The 19,233-nt window shown below is 57.1% G+C and carries 13 protein-coding genes and 1 pseudogene; 4 read left to right on the plus strand and 10 right to left on the minus strand.

Annotated elements, in window-relative coordinates; genetic code table 11:
• Positions 1 to 123: 123 nt before the first annotated feature.
• The 5 genes and pseudogenes from IEV54_RS11420 to IEV54_RS11435 all read right to left on the minus strand — a co-directional run bounded on the left by IEV54_RS11420 (position 124) and on the right by IEV54_RS11435 (position 3,927).
• Complete coding sequence (locus tag IEV54_RS11420; protein WP_150276878.1) at positions 124 to 1,545, minus strand: NAD(P)(+) transhydrogenase (Re/Si-specific) subunit beta; 1,422 nt, start codon at positions 1,543 to 1,545, stop codon at positions 124 to 126.
• 3 nt (positions 1,546 to 1,548) lie between these two features.
• On the minus strand, positions 1,549 to 1,881 hold the full coding sequence (locus IEV54_RS11425) for an NAD(P) transhydrogenase subunit alpha part 2 (protein WP_150276877.1): 333 nt from the start codon (positions 1,879 to 1,881) through the stop codon (positions 1,549 to 1,551).
• A gap of 2 nt (positions 1,882 to 1,883) precedes the next feature.
• Positions 1,884 to 2,636: a Rossmann-fold NAD(P)-binding domain-containing protein gene (locus tag IEV54_RS11430; RefSeq protein WP_373286448.1), complete on the minus strand. Its 753-nt coding sequence runs from the start codon at positions 2,634 to 2,636 to the stop codon at positions 1,884 to 1,886.
• A gap of 27 nt (positions 2,637 to 2,663) precedes the next feature.
• Positions 2,664 to 3,014 (minus strand): annotated as a pseudogene (locus IEV54_RS17520) (NAD(P)(+) transhydrogenase (Re/Si-specific) subunit alpha); the annotation flags it as partial.
• A 91-nt stretch (positions 3,015 to 3,105) separates the two neighbouring features.
• Entirely contained in the window at positions 3,106 to 3,927 is an 822-nt protein-coding gene (locus IEV54_RS11435; RefSeq protein ID WP_150276875.1) for a metal-dependent hydrolase, read from the minus strand.
• 212 nt (positions 3,928 to 4,139) lie between these two features.
• On the opposite strand from IEV54_RS11435, the gene IEV54_RS11440 reads away from it, so the two are divergent.
• Entirely contained in the window at positions 4,140 to 5,552 is a 1,413-nt protein-coding gene (locus tag IEV54_RS11440; RefSeq protein WP_150276874.1) for an alanine/glycine:cation symporter family protein, read from the plus strand.
• A 78-nt stretch (positions 5,553 to 5,630) separates the two neighbouring features.
• On the opposite strand, the gene cysS is transcribed toward IEV54_RS11440, so the two are convergent.
• Positions 5,631 to 7,016 carry a cysteine--tRNA ligase gene (gene cysS / locus IEV54_RS11445; protein ID WP_150276873.1) on the minus strand — a complete coding sequence of 462 codons (1,386 nt, stop codon included), beginning with the start codon at positions 7,014 to 7,016 and terminating at the stop codon, positions 5,631 to 5,633.
• Entirely contained in the window at positions 7,016 to 8,683 is a 1,668-nt protein-coding gene (locus IEV54_RS11450) for a glutamine--tRNA ligase/YqeY domain fusion protein (RefSeq protein ID WP_188434439.1), read from the minus strand. Before IEV54_RS11450 ends, cysS begins: the two co-directional genes overlap by 1 nt.
• Positions 8,684 to 8,846: 163 nt before the next feature.
• Between IEV54_RS11450 and IEV54_RS11455 the strand changes: the two genes are divergently transcribed.
• The 3 genes from IEV54_RS11455 (at position 8,847) to IEV54_RS11465 (ending at position 11,886) form a co-directional block, all read left to right on the plus strand.
• A complete protein-coding gene (locus IEV54_RS11455) occupies positions 8,847 to 9,341 on the plus strand; it encodes a peptidylprolyl isomerase (protein ID WP_150276872.1) in 495 nt (164 codons plus the stop codon).
• Between the two features lie 9 nt (positions 9,342 to 9,350).
• Positions 9,351 to 10,076, plus strand: a complete 726-nt coding sequence (locus IEV54_RS11460; RefSeq protein ID WP_150276871.1) for a UDP-2,3-diacylglucosamine diphosphatase — start codon at positions 9,351 to 9,353, stop codon at positions 10,074 to 10,076.
• A 145-nt stretch (positions 10,077 to 10,221) separates the two neighbouring features.
• On the plus strand, positions 10,222 to 11,886 hold the full coding sequence (locus tag IEV54_RS11465) for an electron transfer flavoprotein-ubiquinone oxidoreductase (protein ID WP_150276870.1): 1,665 nt from the start codon (positions 10,222 to 10,224) through the stop codon (positions 11,884 to 11,886).
• Between the two features lie 215 nt (positions 11,887 to 12,101).
• Here IEV54_RS11465 and IEV54_RS11470 read toward each other — a convergent pair whose 3' ends face one another.
• From IEV54_RS11470 to IEV54_RS11480, 3 genes are all read right to left on the minus strand, one after another.
• Complete coding sequence (locus IEV54_RS11470) at positions 12,102 to 13,016, minus strand: transglutaminase family protein (protein WP_150276869.1); 915 nt, start codon at positions 13,014 to 13,016, stop codon at positions 12,102 to 12,104.
• Positions 13,017 to 13,022: 6 nt separating this feature from the next.
• Positions 13,023 to 15,626: a circularly permuted type 2 ATP-grasp protein gene (locus IEV54_RS11475; RefSeq protein ID WP_188434441.1), complete on the minus strand. Its 2,604-nt coding sequence runs from the start codon at positions 15,624 to 15,626 to the stop codon at positions 13,023 to 13,025.
• Positions 15,627 to 15,752: 126 nt separating this feature from the next.
• Complete coding sequence (locus IEV54_RS11480) at positions 15,753 to 19,082, minus strand: transglutaminase family protein (protein WP_150276868.1); 3,330 nt, start codon at positions 19,080 to 19,082, stop codon at positions 15,753 to 15,755.
• Positions 19,083 to 19,233: the final 151 nt, after the last annotated feature.

Below are 19,233 nucleotides of genomic sequence, written 5' to 3' on the forward strand. Positions count from 1 at the left end.
GAAGCTGCAAGCTGCAAGTAAGGCGTCAGAAACCAGCACCAGCAACAAAAAAACCCGGCAAATGCCGGGTTTTTTATTTGCTTCTAGCTTGAAGCTTGAAGCTTGCGGCTAGCAGCTTGCCGGTCACCCCAGCGACTTCACCGCCTCGATCATCTGCGCCATCACCTTCTGAGCATCACCGTAGACCATCGAGGTGTTGTCGGCGTAGAAAAGCTCGTTCTCTACACCCGAGTACCCCTTGCCCTGGCCACGCTTGACCACATACGCCGTCTGCGCCATATCCACGTTGAGAATCGGCATGCCGTAGATAGGGCTGGATTTCTTGGTCCGGGCTGCAGGGTTCACCACATCGTTGGCGCCCAATACGATTGCCACATCAGCCTGGGCGAAATCTTCATTGATGTCTTCCAGATCGAAGATGATGTCGTAGGGCACACCCGCTTCAGCCAGCAGCACGTTCATATGACCAGGCATGCGTCCGGCAACCGGGTGAATGGCAAAACGCACGTCAACGCCCTGTTTCTGCAGCAACTTCACAAACTCATAGAGCTTGTGCTGCGCCTGGGCCACTGCCAGGCCATAACCCGGAACGATGATGACCTTGTTGGCGTAGTACATTGCGATGGCCGCATCGGATGCCTCTGCCGCCTTCATGCTACCTTCTATTTCGCTATCACCACCGTCGTCGGTTTCACCAAACTGGCTGAAGATCACATTGGATACCGGGCGGTTCATCGCCTTGGCCATCATCAGGGTGAGCAAGGTACCAGCCGACCCGACCACCGTACCGGCAATGATCATTGCCGGATTCTGCAACACGAAACCTTCGAACGCTACGGCCAGACCGGTAAAGGCGTTGTAAAGGGAAATCACCACAGGCATGTCCGCGCCGCCAATGGGATTGGTCAGCATCACGCCCAGCACCAGCGAGATAACGAAGAACACGGCTACCAGCGTTATCGAGACTTCACCAGCCAGCCCTGCGGTGGTAATTGCAGCGCCAGTTGCCAGTGCGAGGAAAAACAGAGCGGCATTGATAGCCTGCTGGCCTGGCAGGCGTACCGTCTTGTTGATTCGCCCGTCCAGTTTGGCCCAGGCAATCAATGAACCTGACAGCGCCACGGCACCAATCAGACCACCGAGTACGGCAAGAATGGTTACCACTATCCCGTGGGACTGGGCATTGCCTGAGAACAACTCAATTGCCGCGATCGCGGCCGCCGCGCCGCCGCCCATACCGTTGTAAAGGGCCACCATCTGCGGCATGTCGGTCATGGCTACTTTCTTGCCACTGTACCAGGCCCAGCCCACACCTATCCCCAGGGCGATAACCACTAACGTGAGGTTTACCCAGACATGGGGCTGGGCCTTCTCGTTAACGTCCAGGCCGTATAAAAACGCGACAGCTACAGCAAGCACCATGCCCCAGCCCGCGACCAGGATGCCGGAGCGTGCGGTCACCGGGCTGGCCATACGCTTGAGACCATAGATAAACAGCAGGGCCGCAACGAAATAGGCCGCTTCAATAATCAGCGTGGTATCCATGACCTATTCCTTGTCCGTCGATGTGGTTTTGTCAGCGCGCTTGTCGCTGCTCTTGAACATCTGCAGCATCCGCTCGGTCACCACGTAGCCACCAGCAGCGTTGCCGGCGCCCAACAGCACACCGAAAAACCCGATCACCTGCTCCAGCGGCGTTGATGCATTCAGCAGCGCCCACATTGCACCGACCACGACAATGCCGTGGATAAAGTTGGAGCCGGACATCAGCGGCGTATGCAGAATTGCCGGCACCCGGCCAATGATCTCGTAACCTGTGAAGGCCGCGAGCATGAAGATATACAGGGCAACAAACCCGGTAATGGTGGTTGTAGCATCCATGGTTATGCCCCCGTAGTGGTTTCGACTGCTTTTCTGGCAGCTTCATTCTTGATTTCGCCATCGTGAGTCAACACGGCACCGGTGAGAACTTCATCTTCCCAGTCAATGTTCAACTCTCCGTCCTTGACCATCAGACCGATCAGAGCAAGCAGATTGCGCGAGTAGAGTTCAGAGGCGTGTTCGGCAAGGTGACTGGGAATATTCAGGGGTGCAACGATGGTGACCGGTCCGATCTCCACCGTGTCGCCCGGTTCCGTGAGCGGCGTGTTACCGCCTCCTTCGGCTGCCAGATCAATAATGACCGAGCCGGGCTTCATACCGCGAATCTGGGATTCACTGATGATTTTCGGACTGGGTCTGCCGGGTATAGATGCCGTAGTGATCACAGCGTCCGCAGTCTGAATGTGGCGCGTAAGCACCTCATCCACCTTGGCCTGCTCTTCCGACGTAAGTTCGCGGGCATAACCGCCGGTACCGCTGGCTGACACCCCGGTATCCACAAACTTGCCACCCACCGATTCCACCTGCTCTTTCACTTCCGGGCGCACGTCGTAACCCTCAACGATCGCGCCTAACCGCTTGGCGGTGGCCAGAGCTTGCAGCCCGGCCACACCAGCGCCCATGACCAGAATCCGCGCCGGGCGCAGTGAGCCCACCGCCGTCGTCATCATTGGCAGAATACGATTGAGATTGGTCGCTGCTAGCAATGCGGCGTAGTAACCTGCCAGAGCAGCTTGAGAAGACAAGGCGTCCATGGCCTGCGCACGGGTAATGCGCGGCACGAGCTCCATGGCAAAACAGGTAATCCTGTGATCACGCAGGGCCTGGACGATGGGCGCCTCGCGGTGCGCATAAACGAAGCAGCACAGCACTGTGCCGGGCTTCATCTGCTCGATTTCTTCTATCGAGGGTGGCTGCACGCGAAACACCAGATCAACACCAGCGGGTGGCTCGGCGACCCTCACCCCCGCCTTCTCATAAGCCGCGTCCGGTATCCTGGCTGCTTCGCCGGCCCCTGGTTGCAAACTGATCTCGATGCCGAGCTTGGTGAGTTTTTCTGCGACCACTGGCACCAGTGCCACACGTTTCTCGTGCAGTCGGGTTTCCCCGGGAACAAACAGCTGAACAGTCATGACGCATCCTTCGCAACAGAAGATGGTCCATCATAGACCATCGTCTGGGTTGTTTGCGATAGGGTGCACTGTTAGGAGGCGAGTCTAGCGCTCAGGCCGGGAGGGGCTCGAACTCTCTTGCGACCCTGTCCATCAGCTGGGCGTTATCATGCTGCCAGGGATGGAAATCCTCACGAAAGAAATCGCGGTAGGCGGGAATCAGGCGAGTGAAAAACCCTTTGGGCCCCCACAACCAGACCAGCCCCTTCCACCATGTTGATGGAGTCAGTTTTCCGTCTTTCCTGAGCATATGCAGCGTACCTTTGGTCACATCCTTGAGAAAGAAAAAGGTCGCCTGACGCATTGCCTTGCGCAGAATTTTACGGTCACCGGATACCTGCATATAAACGTCAAAAGCGACTGCTTTATGCTCGGTTTCTTCCAACGCATGCCAGCGCCAGAGTCGCTGCATTTCGGGGCTGGCCTGGTCTATCCACTCCGGCTCACTGAGCAGCGCATTGGCCAGAATCGCCGTAAAATGCTCCATCGCGACAGTGCCGGCCAACTGACGATCAGGTGAAAACTGTTTCTGCACGAACCGTATGCGCCGTTTCACCGGCAACTCCAGGCGGTCGACATCATAGCCCAGTGCACGCAGACGGTTGTTGTAGTCGATATGTTCGCGACTGTGGTGGCCTTCCTGACCAATAAATCCACGAATCTGCTCGAGCAGCGCCGGATCGGTGATCTGGTTGCGGAACTGGCGTACCGAATCGATGAAGTAGCGCTCACCGTCTGGAAACAGGACCGACATCGCATTGAAAAAATGGGTCTTGAATGGATCATTTCCATGCCAATGGCGGGGTAATGGATCCGGCAGGCTGAAATCCATGCGGCGTGGACGAATCTGCAGGTTGGCGGGTGTAAGGCTCATATCGACTCCTGGTGCAGGCGGGGCTTTAGCCACGTTCTCATGTATGGGTACGATAGTAGGCTGACAGTTTGTCAAAAGACAGGTCGTATACAGCCATTTACCACGGCGTATATGGCGCATATCGAAGAAATGAGCCACAAGGCTGGCGGATTGTCTGTCGAAGACTAGGGTTAAAAAGTACTCCTTGCGAATCTATCCACTCAGGAAGAGCCATGACAACGATAATTGACTTTCTCAACAACCTTTTCTGGGGTTACATCCTCATCTACGGGCTATTGGCTGTGGGCGTGTTCTTCACTGTCCGGCTGGGCTTTCTGCAGTTCGTCAATTTTGGTGAGATGATCCGTGCAATCAAGGGATCCCGCCAGAGCGACGAGAACGGAATCTCACCCTTCCAGGCGTTGGCAACCAGCCTCGCTTCCCGGGTAGGCACGGGCAACCTGGCCGGCGTGGCAGTCGCCTTGTATCTGGGTGGGGCGGGAGCCATTTTTTGGATGTGGATGGTCGCACTCGTGGGTATGGCAACCGCTTATTCGGAAAGCACCCTGGCCCAGCTATACAAGATCCGTGATGGTGAGGGTCAATACCGAGGCGGACCTGCTTTCTATATTTCCAAGGGACTGAATGCCCCCTGGGCCGGCGGCGTATTTTCCGTATGTCTGATTATCTCCTTCGGCCTGGTATTCAACGCGGTTCAGGCAAATTCCATCGCTGATGCCATGGAAGGTGCCTTCGGTTTTTCCAAGATGTGGGTCGGTATCGCCCTGGCTGCCGGTGCGGCCCTGGTGATTTTCGGAGGATTGCGCTCGATTGCCCGGTTCGCTGAAATAATCGTGCCATTCATGGCCGGTGCCTACGTATTGATGGCTCTGGTAGTAATGGCCATAAACATTACTGACGTTCCTGGTGTTCTGGCCACTATCGTCAGAAGCGCATTTGGGCTGGAAGAAGCCGCAGGTGGTGTCGCAGGCTCGGTTACCGCCGCCATGCTGAACGGCATCAAACGCGGTCTGTTTTCCAACGAAGCCGGTATGGGTTCGGCACCAAACGTGGCAGCCACTGCTACGCCGGCGCCCCATCACCCCTCCTCCCAGGGCCTGGTTCAGGCGCTAGGTGTATTTATCGACACCATTGTGATCTGCACTGCCACAGCAGTAATGATTCTGCTATCGGGTGTGCTGGAACCAGGCTCCGGCGTCACAGGTACACAGTTGACCCAGCAGGCAATGGCCTCGCATATTGGCGTTGCCGGCACTTACTTTATCGCTATCGCCATCCTGTTCTTTGCCTTTACCTCGATCGTTGCCAACTATTCCTATGCGGAAAACGCGATGACGTTCCTGGGCATGGGCAATCGAACAGGTTTTACCATTTTGCGCGTGGCTGCGCTGGGCATGGTTGTCTGGGGCTCGATGCAGGCAGTATCCACCGTATTCAACGCTGCGGATGCGTCCATGGGCCTGATGGCTACGGTAAACCTGATCGCCATAGTGCTGCTATCGGGCACCGTAGCGAAACTGACCAAGGATTATCTGGCGCAGCGCAAGGAAGGCCTCGTACCTACCTTCAAGCTCAAGGACTTCCCCGAGCTGAAGGACAAGATAAAGAACGATATCTGGCACTAGGTCTGATGCTGGAAAACTACAAAGCAAAAAAAACGGCAACCACAAGGTTGCCGTTTTCTTCTGAACCAGACGGTCAGATCAGTCCTTGATACGCCAGGTCGTACCACCCTTGCCATCCTCGAGCACTACACCCTTGGCTGTCAGCTCATCCCTTATGCGGTCAGACTCGGCCCAGTTCTTGTCTGCCCGTGCCTGAAGCCGCGCCTTGATCAATGCTTCAATCTCGGCCGCGTCGACCTTGCCGCTCCCACCAGCCTGAAGAAACATATCAGGATCCAGTTGCAACAGCCCCAGATTCCCGGCCAACTCACGTAGCCTCGCTGCCAGGGCTGCGGCGGAGGCCGGATTACTGTCCTTGAGGCGATTTACCTCGCGCACCATGTCAAACAGCACAGCGCAGGCTTCGGGCGTATTGAAATCATCATCCATCGCCGCGCCGAAACGCTCGACAAACTCCTCGCCATCCGCGGCCTGAGCGTCAGGCAACCCCTTGAGCGCATGATAGAACCGCTCAAGCGCGCCCCGAGCTTCCTTCAGGTTATCTTCCGAATAATTGATCGAACTACGATACTGACTGGAGACCAGCAGATAGCGCACCACTTCAGGGTGATACTTTTCCAGCACCTCCCGAATGGTGAAGAAATTCCCCAGTGACTTTGACATTTTCTCGCCATCGACACGCACCGCACCCGCATGCATCCAGGCCATCGCATAGGGCTTTTCATTTGCAGCTTCGCTCTGCGCGATCTCATTTTCATGGTGCGGAAACACCAGATCGGGCCCGCCACCATGGATGTCGAAGGTATCCCCCAGGCAGCAGTTGGACATCACCGAGCACTCGATATGCCAGCCTGGGCGCCCCTCACCCCAGGGCGACGACCAACTGGGCTCGCCCGGCTTGGCGGCCTTCCAAAGCACGAAGTCCAGTGGATCTTCCTTGGCCTCACCTACCTCTACCCGGGCGCCCGAACGCAGATCCTCGATCTTCTTGCGGGACAACTTGCCATAGCCTTCAAACTTGCCGACCCGGTAATACACGTCACCATTCCCTGGTGCGTAGGCATAACCCTTGTCGATCAGAGTCTGAATCATGTTGTGCATACCTGGCACATGATCGCTGGCTCGGGGTTCCATGTCCGGTCTCAATACACTCAACCGGGCTTCATCTTCATGCATCGCCGCAATCATGCGATTGGTCAGCACCTGGAAGGTCTCACCATTTTCATTGGCACGACGGATGATCTTGTCGTCAATGTCAGTGATATTTCGCACGTAGGTCAGCTTGTAGCCACGAAAGCGTAACCAGCGGGCAACCACATCAAAGGCCACCATCACCCGTGCGTGGCCAATATGGCAGTAGTCGTAGACGGTCATACCGCATACATACAGCCGCACATGATTGTCTTCCAACGGCATCAGCGGCGCCTTGGTTTTGGTCAGCGTGTTGTAGATCGACAGAACCATTATTGCCCCCAGGAATCGCGCAGCGTTACGGTGCGATTGAACACCAGACGGTCTGGTTTCGAGTCCTTGCTGTCGACACAGAAATAACCCTCACGCTCAAACTGGAAGCGTTCCTCGGCAGCCGCGCTGGCCAGCGAAGGCTCTGCACGGCAACCGGCAAGCACCACCAGTGACTCCGGATTGATGTTTTCCAGGAAAGTGCCACCCTCCTCGCTCTTGTCAGGATTGGGCGCGCGGAACAGGCGATCATACAGACGCACTTCGCACTCCAGACTTTGCGCAGCCGGTACCCAGTGAATAACGCCCTTGACCTTGCGGCCCTCGGGATTCTTGCCCAGCGTGTCCGGGTCGTAGGAGCACAGCAGCTCTACGATGTTGCCATCGGCATCGGTTACCGCTTCATCCGCGCGGATCACATAACTGCCACGCAGGCGCACTTCACCACCGGGCAACAGGCGTTTGTAGCCCTTGGGCGGATCGACCATGAAGTCATCCTGGTCAATGTAGATCTCGCGGCTGAACGGCAGCTCGCGGGTACCGATATCGGCCTTTGGATGACGTGGCAGGTGCAAATCTTCAACCTGGCCCTCGGGGTAGTTGGTAATGGTTACCTTGAGCGGACGCAAAACGCACATGGCGCGCGGCGCGTTGGCATCCAGGTCATCGCGGATACAGAATTCCAGCACGCCCATATCAACCACCGCATCGGAACGGGTTACGCCGATCCGCTCGCAGAAATCACGCAGGGAGCCTGGGGTATAACCGCGGCGGCGAAAGGCGCTTAGCGTTGACATGCGCGGGTCGTCCCAACCGTCTACATGCTTCTCATCCACCAACTGTTTCAGCTTACGCTTGCTTGTGACCGTGTAATTGAGGTTGAGACGGGCAAATTCATACTGCCGCGGCTGGGCCTGCACCGGTAGATTGCTCAGGAACCACTCGTACAAGGGACGGTGATCCTCGAATTCCAGGGTGCAGATCGAGTGGGTCACACCCTCGATTGCATCGGACTGGCCGTGGGTAAAATCGTAGCTGGGATACACACACCATTTGTCACCGGTCTGGTGATGGTGAGCGTGGCGGATACGGTAGAGAATCGGATCACGCAGATTCATGTTCGGCGCGGCCATATCGATCTTGGCCCGCAAAGCCTTGGCACCATCGGGGAACTCGCCGGCGGTCATGCGCGCAAACAGATCGAGGTTCTCTTCGACGCTACGGTCACGGTACGGGCTGTTCTTGCCCGCTTCGGTAAGGTTCCCGCGATACTCGCGCGCTTGCTCGGAGTTGAGATCGCAGACATAAGCCTTTCCCGCGCGAATCAGCTCGATCGCCCAGGCATGCAGCTGATCGAAATAATCCGAGGCATAACGAATATTGCCTTTCCACTGGAAACCCAGCCACTCTACATCTTGCTTGATAGCATCAATGTATTCCTGCTCCTCCTTGGCAGGGTTGGTGTCGTCAAAGCGCAGATGGCAATCACCGCCAAATTCGTCGGCCAGGCCGAAATTCAGACAGATCGACTTCGCATGGCCAATATGCAGGTAGCCGTTGGGTTCAGGCGGGAAACGGGTGACAATCCTGTCATGTTTGCCGCTCTCCAGATCGGCGCGTACAAGCTGGCGCAGGAAGTGTGCGGGTGCGGTGGTTTCCGGTTTGTTCATAGGATTTGCAAGACTCGGTACGGGTGAAGCCGCCGGGGCGTCACGGATTTTGGCTAGGCCATGTTGGCCAAAACGCTTATCATACCGCAAAGTGTCAAGTGCCTGAACGCAGTATGCGTATTGGCGCCAAGCAGAATTCAAATCAAGCCCGAGGACTGAGCAAATGGTTAAGCTGCACACCAATTACGGCGTTATCACCCTGGAACTGTTCGAAGACAAGGCGCCGCAAACGGTCGAGAACTTCAAGCAATATGTCCGCGACGGCCATTACGACAACACCATATTTCATCGCGTGATACCCAACTTCATGGTTCAGGGCGGCGGTTTTGAACCCGGCATGAAGCAGAAAGACACCCGCGCGACGATCAAGAACGAAGCCAATAATGGCGTGAGCAACAGCATCGGCACTGTCGCCATGGCCCGCACCATGGAGCCGCACTCTGCCAGCGCGCAGTTTTTTATCAACGTAGCTGATAATGACTTCCTCAACCACAGCGCGGAAACCGTGCAGGGCTGGGGTTACGCGGTATTTGGCAAGGTGAGCGAAGGTATGGATGTGGTCGAGAAGATCAAATCGGTTCCCACTACCATGCGCGCCGGCCACCAGGACGTACCCGCCGAAGACGTCATCATCGAGCGCGCGGAACTGGCCGAATAAGGCAGATCAATGCGCTATCTGTTTATTTCAGATCTGCATTTGCAACCAGAACGCCCGGATATAACCCGGGCGTTTCTGCATTGTCTCGACACCCGCGCCCGCGAGGCCGATGAGCTGTATATTCTCGGCGACTTTTTCGAGGTCTGGCTGGGCGACGACGAGCAGAGTCCGCTGGCGAACGAGGTCATCAATGCCCTCGCAAAGCTGTCGGGGACAGGGACCCGTATATATGTCATGCATGGCAACCGGGATTTTCTCCTGGGTAGGCGTTTTTGCCGTGCTGCGGGCTGCACACTGCTGCCCGACCCCCATATCGTGCAAATAAATGGTGAGCAGGTGTTACTGATGCATGGCGACAGCCTGTGTACCGACGACCTGGCTTACATGAAGATGCGGCGCTTGCTGCGCAACCCGGTAAGCCTGTTCGTTCTGCGTAACCTCTCGCTGGCCCAACGCCGGAAGATCGGACGTAAATTGCGTAATGAAAGCCGGGAGCAGACCCGCCAGAAACCCAGCGATATAACCGACGTCAACCTCGGCCAGGTAGCCGAAACCATGCGCAGACACGGGGTGCGGACCCTGATCCATGGCCATACTCATCGCCCCGCCATTCATCAACTAGTGATAGACGGTAAGCCGGCGCAGCGCATTGTGCTTGGCGATTGGGACACCGCAGGATGGTGTCTGAAAGTGGACGAAAATGGCTACCGACTCGAGTCCTTCCCCCTAACCTGACCCAAAGGTCGCATTGCATAACATATGCCGTTCTTATTACGCATTTGGAGCAGGTACGGCAGGCTGTTATACTTTCCGGCTAAACGATCACGGAAGATCACTCACATAATCGATTTCAGATCTGGCCTAGAGTAGGAGATACATAGTGGAACGCGAATTCATGGAGTTTGACGTTGTCATCGTGGGCGCCGGGCCTTCGGGTCTCGCCGCCGCTTGTCGCATCAAGCAGCAAGCCGCCGAAGCCGGCCAGGAAGTCAGCGTATGTGTAGTAGAAAAAGGTTCCGAAGTGGGTGCGCATATCCTCTCCGGCGCCGTGTTCGAGCCACGCGCCCTAAACGAGCTGTTTCCTGACTGGAAAGAGCTTGGCGCTCCGCTGAATGTCCCGGTTACCCGTGACGACATTTACATGCTTACCGGCGAAGACAAGTCAGTCAAGCTCCCCGGCATGCTGGTCCCCAAGACCATGCACAACGAAGGTAATTACATTATCTCCCTGGGTAACCTGTGCCGCTGGATGGCCGAACAGGCGGAGAATCTGGGCGTTGAGGTATATCCCGGTTTTGCCGCACAGGAAGCGCTGATCGATGAGAATGGCGTTGTTCGCGGTATTCTGACCGGTGACCTGGGTGTCGACCGTGAAGGCAATCCGAAGGAAGGCTTCTACACCCCTGGCATGGAACTGCGTGCCAAGTACACTCTGTTCGCCGAGGGTTGCCGTGGCCACATCGGCAAGCAGCTGATCAAGCGTTACGACCTGAACTCCGAGGCCGATGCCCAGCATTACGGTATCGGTATCAAGGAAATCTGGGACATTGATCCGGTCAAGCATGAAGAAGGTCTGGTTGTACACACGGCAGGCTGGCCCCTGGAAGTGACCGGCAACGAAAACACCGGCGGCTCCTTCCTGTACCACACCGAGAACAACCAGGTACTGGTGGGTCTGATCGTCGACCTGTCCTACGCCAACCCGCACCTGTCTCCCTTCGATGAATTCCAGCGTCTCAAGCATCACCCCGTGGTCAAGCAGTACCTGGAAGGCGGCAAGCGCGTTTCCTACGGCGCTCGCGCGATCTGCAAGGGTGGCCTGAACTCGCTACCGAAGATGGTTTTTCCCGGCGGCGCGTTGATTGGTTGCGATCTGGGCACCCTGAACTTCGCCAAGATCAAGGGTAACCACACCGCAATGAAGTCCGGCATGCTCGCTGCTGACGCAATCGTTGAAGCGCTCAAGGCAGGCGGTGAAGGTGGAGATGAACTGACTGCCTACCCGGAGAAGTTCAAGTCCAGCTGGTTGTATGAAGAGCTGTTCGGTTCACGCAACTTCGGCCCGGCGATCCACAAATTCGGCGCGCTCATGGGTGGTGCGTTCAACTTTGTCGACCAGAACATCTTCGGTGGCAAGATACCGATGACACTGCGTGACAAGACGCCCGATTATGCGTGCATGAAGAAGGCCTCCGAAGCGCCAAAGATCAACTATCCCAAGCCTGATGGTGTGTTGAGCTTCGACAAGCTGTCTTCGGTGTTCATCTCCAACACCAACCATGAAGAAGACCAGCCGGTTCACCTGACCCTGAAGGATCCCAGCATCCCGATCGGCACCAACCTGCCTTTGTACGACGAGCCAGCGCAGCGTTACTGCCCGGCCGGCGTATACGAAGTGGTCACTCAGGACGATGGTGAGAAGCGCTTCCAGATCAATGCCCAGAACTGCGTGCACTGCAAGACCTGTGACATCAAGGATCCTTCGCAGAACATCAACTGGGTAGCACCAGAAGGTACCGGCGGCCCGAATTACCCGAATATGTAAGCCGCACTATCTGCTGTACGCACCAACAAAAACCCCGGCCTAGGCCGGGGTTTTTGCGTTCAGGAACGACGCATTCCTACTTGGGGAAAGTCTCAGCATCCTGGGATCGTCGAGCTCCTGCTCGATGAAAGCGTTGCAGAGGCTCAGAAGCTCAGTCTGGAACATTCGCGTTGGCTGATACCTGCGTACGAGCAGGAGCTCGAACCGCCCGGGTGTCAGAACGCGTTAGCCACCAGGTCGAGTTCGTCTTTCAGCGCGATTACATCCACTGCCACAGTCAGTTTGTGCTCACCGCCTCCGGTCATCACCCCCTTGAGGGGCGTGACATCGGCAAAATCGCGACCCCAGCCGAGGATGATATAGCGCTCATCAGGGGTGCAGCCATTGGTGGGGTCTATCTCCAGCCAGCCCCAGCCCGGGATGAAAACGGCTATCCAGGCATGGGTAGCGTCGGCACCGACCAGCTTCTCCTGGCCAGGCGGCGGCAGGGTTTCCATATAACCGCTCACATAGCGTGCAGCCAGGCCGAGCGATCGCAGGCAACCAATAGCCAGATGGGCAAAATCCTGACACACCCCCCTTCTGTTGGCCAACACCTCGCTGAGTGGCGTTGCGACAGTTGTAGAGTCCGGGTCGTAGGCAAACTCGTTGAATATGCGCAGATTCAGATCCAGTACCGCATCCAGCATATTGCGTCCGGGCTGAAAGCTATCCAGCGCATAGCGCGCCAGGCTTTCATGCTGATGCACAAAGGGTGAGTCGAGCACATAGAGGCGTGCATCCAGGCAATCACGGTTGCTGAATCGCGGGTCGGCTGTGGTGTCCCTGACCGCCTGCTCCCAGGCGATGGTCGAGAAGAAGTCCTGGGTCGGTCGTGGGCGCGTCTCTATTTCACTGGTGACGCTAACCTGAAGCTCATCATGCAGCGCCTCGAGGGAAAAATACACCACCCGATTACCGAAGAAATCAGTACGCTCGCGCATACGTACGGGCGCGGGAGAAATTTCAACTTGCGACTTGCTGCAATGCTGCCACGCAAGATTGCGAGGCAGAATGCGAGCTTCGTTATGACTTAGACTGGCAGAGCTGCTGTATTCGTAACGCGTGGTGTGGCGCAGCTGGAATCTCATGGAAATTTACTCTACTCGGGTGTTGTTGCCATGCTGCATGGTGACCAACTGGCGAGGCGCTTCGACATGGCTGAAATGACTGTGGGAGACTGCATTCGACAACGCAGACATGGGCTCGATCAGATCATCCAGCAAGCATGTCAGAGCTTCTCGGGCGGACTCGGAATGCTCCAGATCGGCAAGCATATCGATATCCACCAGGTGCAATCGGCTGGTCGCCTGAATAATCAGCCGCTTCTCCAGGTTGCGATACGGCGAGTTGCCCGGCGAAGGCAATTTCTCGACCTGACGCTCCAGCCGCTTGAGCATGTAACCGATGGATCTTGGATTGGCCTCATCAAACAGCAGAAGATCAAGAATGGCCGAAGGATGCAGCTGTGAACGGTAGCGCCGGCGGTACACAGTGAAGTTGTCGGTGGTCGCCAGCACCACCTCCCAGAGCGGAATACCCGGCTGTGCTGCGGTCAGAAGCGCCAATTTGAGAAGCTCCAGACTGCTCAGGGTGCGCTCGATAAAGCGGCCCATATCGAGAAAACGCCAGCCATAATGATGAGGCATTGTCTCGTTGCACAAGCCGAAAAAAGCCGATAGGTCGAGTACCGTTGCTTCCAGATGGCGCTGCCCGGCAACGATTCCCCTGGCCCTGGAAACGCCATTGAAGCGTTGCCGCATGCTGTTGATTGCGCGCCAGCTGTCATCGCCCAAATGATCCCGTACTGCCCGGCTGTTACGCACAAAGTGGCCGAATAGCGCAGGCATGCCATCAGGCTGGTCTTCGGCAAATAACTGCATCAATCGATCGCGTGCCATGAGGTATTCCGCCGAAAATCGCTTGTGGCCAGCAAGCGCGTCAAGCTCCGCCTCTTCGTCCTCTACATCTGGGGCAACGCCCAGCGCAACCAGAAGATCAGGGAGCACATTTGCACCATTTTCCTGTCTGTCATTCTGCAGCAGGCGCCCAAGCGCCTCGCGCAGCAGACGACCCCGTGCGTCAAGACGCTCTCCGTAACGTCCCAACCAGAACATACTTTCGGCAACACGGCATGGCAGGTCCTTGCCGTCTCTGGTTACCACAATAGGGCCCAGAGCTTGCCGCAACATGCTGATGTGCGGCTGCGGCACTGGCGCCAGCACCCAAACGTCCTTTACGGTGCGGCTTTGCATCAGGGGCAGACCAGGCTCCCCGACCCAGGCCAGGCCGCCAGGCATGATCCGATAACTGCGCTCATAGACGGGTTTATCCAGGTCATCAGGTTCCACCAGACTGAAGAACCGCAGTGTCGTGTGCTGACGTTCTACCTCCCGCGTGTCCGGATTGAAACCGGGAGTGACTGCTGATAGCACCGGTCGTTGGGCAGTGAACAGATAGGGCCGACGTTCCATGTCGTGCCGCAAAGCCTGAATCTCCTTGAGGGACATCTGGTCTGCGCGAAAGGTTTTACCCGGTTGGGAGATGTCGCGCAGAATCCACGCATCCAGGGACTTGTTAACCTCCTGCAAATCCAGCCGGTCACCACACCACAGCGTTTCCCGGCAAGGCAGCAGCAGGGTTTCGCCGAGCAGACGCTGACACAACCCAGGCATGAAGGCTGCCAGAGCGGGATGTTCCAGCACGCCGGCTCCGAGCGCATTGGCAATGCGCACTTCGCCGTTGCGGGCGGCCTGAAGCAGGCCTGGCACACCCAGCAGGGAGTCCGGCCGCAATTCCAGCGGATCACACCAGGGATCATTTATCTGCCGCACAATCACGTCGACCTGGGTCAAGCCACCCAGCGTACGTACTGACACCTGGCCGTCGCGCACTACCAGGTCATCCCCTTCCACCAGTGAGAAGTTCATGTAGTTTGCCAGCCAGGCATGCTCGAAATAACCAGCGCTACCGGGGCCCGGTGACAACAGGACGATGTTGGGTTGCTCTTTCTGGGCGCTGGCCATGCTTGCCAGGCACCGGTGTTGGGCTTGCAGAAAGCCGGCCAGGCGCTTGATTGGTGCATCGCGGTAGATACTGGGCAATGCGCGGCTCAAGGTAATGCGGTTTTCCAGCGCGTACCCCGCGCCGGCAGGAGACTGGGTTGAATCTCCGAGTACCTGCCAGCGACCGCGCTCATCACGCACTACATCGGTGCCATGGAAGATCAGTAATGGACGATCGAGTTGAGTAGGCGTGTCGGCAGCGGCGAACAGGTAACCAGGATGGGTGAACACCAGCTCAGGAGGCAACAGGCCTTCATTGATAACCTTGCGTTCGCCATAGAGATCATCCAGCAAGTGCTCGAGAAGCCGGCTACGTTGTTTGAGACCTGCCTCGAGGACCTCCCACTCGGCGGTATCAATCACCCAGGGAAGGCAATCGAGCTGCCAGGACCGCAGTTGACCCGGGTCATCCTCGTAGGGATTAAAGGTAACACCGTTTTCGTGCAGCAGGCTCTGAGCCTCTTCACTGCGCGCAACCAGTGCATCGGTGCCAAGTGCAGCGAACTCATCCATCAACCCCTGCCAGTGGGCACGGGGCTGCCGGTCGCGATCGAGTAGCTCGTCATGCTCCGGGTGACCCGGATATTCGCCGAGCAGCGATTTCAATGCGTGATCCAGACTGCCCGACTGCTGCATAACTGCTTCCTGAAAAGAGCTCTCCGAGGGGACATCCCTGTATCGGCAGAGCAGGGGCATACGTGAGCTAGACTCGTATGCCCTTTGATATAGATAGGGAGGGGCCCGTACCGCGGCCCGGCAGAATTATAAACCAGTGACGGGCACGCGGGCACGGCGCAGATCGAGAGTATGCGGATATTCCTGGCCAGGTGCCTGCACAATGCGACCAAAGGCGCCCTGAGTATGTCCATGGGACCAGAAACGGGTCATACGCCTTGCTTCAGCCTCATTGGCGTTTACCGGGAAGGTCTCATAGTTACGGCCAGCCGGGTGCACCACGTGGTAGGTGCAGCCACCCAGGGATCGATTGTTCCAGCTGTCTACCAGATCGAATACCAGAGGTGCGTGCACCTGAATCATGGGATGCATTGCCGAGGGCGGCTGCCAGGCACGATAGCGTACCGCAGCTACCGCCTCTCCGGGCTTTTCGGTTGCCTGCAAGGGGATCTGATAGCCGTTGCAGGTAAGAATATGACGCGCCGGATTGAAGTCCTGCACCCGTACTTCCATCCGCTCAACTGAAGAATCCACATAGCGCGCGGTACCGCCACCACTGACCTCTTCACCCAGTACATGCCAGGGTTCGATAGCCTGGCGCAGTTCTATACCCACTCCCTGATAACGCACCTCCCCAACCCGGGGGAAACGGAATTCAAGAAATGGCGCGAACCACTCTTCATCAAAAGCAAAACCATGCTCGCGCAGATCCGCCAGGACCTCGCACAGATCCTCCCAGATAAAGTGCGGCATCATCCAGCGATCATGCAGAGCGGTACCCCAGCGTGCCAGGGGCTTGCGATAGGGCTTTGACCAGAAACGTGCAACCAGGGCCCGAATCAACAACTGTTGCATAAGGCTCATCTGGGGATGTGGCGGCATTTCGAAACCGCGCAGCTCCAGCAAACCAAGGCGGCCGGTTGACGTATCAGGGGAATAAAGCTTGTCGATACAGAATTCGGCGCGGTGGGTATTGCCGGTAATATCGGTCAGCAGGTGGCGCAACAGTCGATCAACAATCCAGGGCTGGGGTACCTCACCCTCGGGCATTTGTGACAAGGCTATCTCAAGCTCGTAAAGAGCTTCGTGGCGGGCCTCGTCAACACGGGGTGCCTGGCTGGTAGGGCCAATAAACAAGCCGGAAAAGAGATAGGACAGGCTCGGGTGGTGCTGCCAGAAAATCAGCATGCTGGCCAGCAGATCCGGCCGACGCAGAAACGGCGAGTCGGTCGGCGTGCTGCCACCCAGTGTCACATGGTTGCCACCGCCTGTCCCGGTATGGCGTCCGTCCAGCATGAACTTCTCACTGCCCAGGCGCGTGAGCCTGGCTTCCTCATAGAGAATCTCGGTATTGGTTACCAGATCCTGCCAGTTGGTTGCCGGCATCACGTTGACTTCGATAACGCCCGGATCCGGTGTGATCATGAATTTTTCAATGCGCGTGTCGGAAGGTGGCGCGTAGCCCTCGATGCATACCGGCAATTCCAGATGGGCAGCTGTCTGTTCAATAGTGGCAAGCAGTTGCAGATACTCTTCAAGCTGCGTCAGTGGCGGCAGGAACACAAACAGCTTGCCATCCCGCGGCTCCAGACACAGCGCAGTGCCAATCACGCCCTCTTCCGCCAACTCGGGAAGTTGCTCCTGCCAGTCCTGGCCTTGTCCCTGGTGGTGCCGGCCGTCATTCTCAGCGGCTGCGGCCTGCGACTCGCTGTAGCGACTGGCCACTTCACCGTGAATGTCAGCCAGGGCTGGTGGCGCCTCAAATAGAGAGCGAGGTTGCGGCTCCTCCAGCTTGCGCAGTGGCAGGGCCGAGAGCGGCAAGCGCAACCCCATGGGCGAGTCACCTGGCACCAGATAGAGATTTTCCCTGCGTACCGGCCACTTGCTGCTCTGCCAGCTATCCTTCTTCGCGTCCCGTGCCAGGGGCAAGGCCAGCCCGGTCATTTCATCCAGGCCACGTTCGAGCAAACGCACCAGACGCGCGCGCGCCTCATCATCCTTGAGGTCATTATCGGCAAGACCCACATCGCTCGGCTGCTGTTGTTCCAGCCACAGGTAGTAGTAGGCATCCTCGTAGCAGGGAATAAGGTAACGCTCGTCCAGTCCCAGACGCTTGACCAGTTCCCGCGCAAAAGCGCGGGTCTGCTCCTCGTCCACCTGATAATCGCCATTGATGTCCGCCAGCCACTGGTCATCCTGCCACATGGCCTTCCCGTCCCGACGCCAGTAACAGGCAAGCGCCCAGCGCGGCAAGGGTTCACCCGGATACCATTTGCCCTGCTGATAATGGATGAGCGATTGCGGGGCGTAGTGGGGGCGCAAACGCATGAGCAGCTTTTCGGCAAAGGCTCGTTTGGTCGGACCTTGTGCTGCAATGGTCCATTCTGGTGCATCCATATCGTCGATTGCCACAAAAGTGGGCTCACCACCCATGGTCAAACGCACATCCTGATCAACCAATTGCCTGTCGACCTGGTCACCCAGGGATTTAATCTGCTCCCACTGCTCTTGCGTATACGGCTTGGTGACCCGCGGGTCTTCATGAATGCGGGTCACACTCATTGCAAAGTCAAAACTGACTTCACAGGGCTCCGAGGCACCGGTAATAGGGGCCGCGCTGGACGGCTCAGGCGTAGCCGCAAGTGGGATATGCCCTTCCCCGGCGAACAAACCGGAGGTGGGATCCAAACCTACCCATCCAGCACCGGGAATAAACACTTCGGTCCAGGCGTGCAGGTCTGTGAAGTCCACCTCGGTACCCGAGGGCCCATCCAGCGCTTTGACGTCCGCCGTCAACTGGATCAGATAGCCGGAAACAAAGCGCGCCGCCAGTCCCAGCTGCCGGAAAATCTCTACCAGCAACCAGGCCGAATCACGACAGGAACCACGCTTGAGCTGCAGTGTTTCCTCTGCGGTCTGTACGCCGGGCTCCATACGGATCAGGTATTCGACATCCTCTGAGAGTCGCTGATTGATCGACACCAGAAAATCCGTGATCGGACGTTTTTCCATGGACAGCGTCTGCATCCAGGCCTTCAATAGCGGGCCCTTGGCCTCCTTCTCCAGATAGGGTCCCAGCTCCTTGCGCAGGGCTTCGGGATAGCTGAATGGAAAGTACTCGGCGTATTCTTCAACGAAAAAGTCGAAGGGATTGACCACCGTCATGGGTACAACCAGCTCAACATCCACATACAGGTGGTCAATCTTGTCGGGGAAAACCACCCGCGCCACATGATTGCCAAAGGGATCCTGCTGCCAGTTGATGAAGTGCTCGCCACCGTTCACTTTCAGGCTATAGGCGTCTATCGGCGTGCGACAATGGGGCGCAGGCATCAAACGGATCTGATGGGGGGCGACCGCAACGGGCTTGTCAAAGTCGTAACGGGTCGAATGCTTGAGTGCAACACGGATGGTCATGAATCGCTTCCCGGATCAGAAATAGTTATCCCTTCCAGCATAGCAACCCCTGTGCCAAATGCCCGATAAAACCTGACTCATGCAGGAATGCCCGACGCACGTTGCTAACTGGTGCTAGTCTGATACCAACCAGAGGTTACCGTTATGTTAT

The sequence above is a fragment of the Halopseudomonas salina genome (genome assembly GCF_014637955.1).
Lineage (GTDB): Bacteria > Pseudomonadota > Gammaproteobacteria > Pseudomonadales > Pseudomonadaceae > Halopseudomonas > Halopseudomonas salina.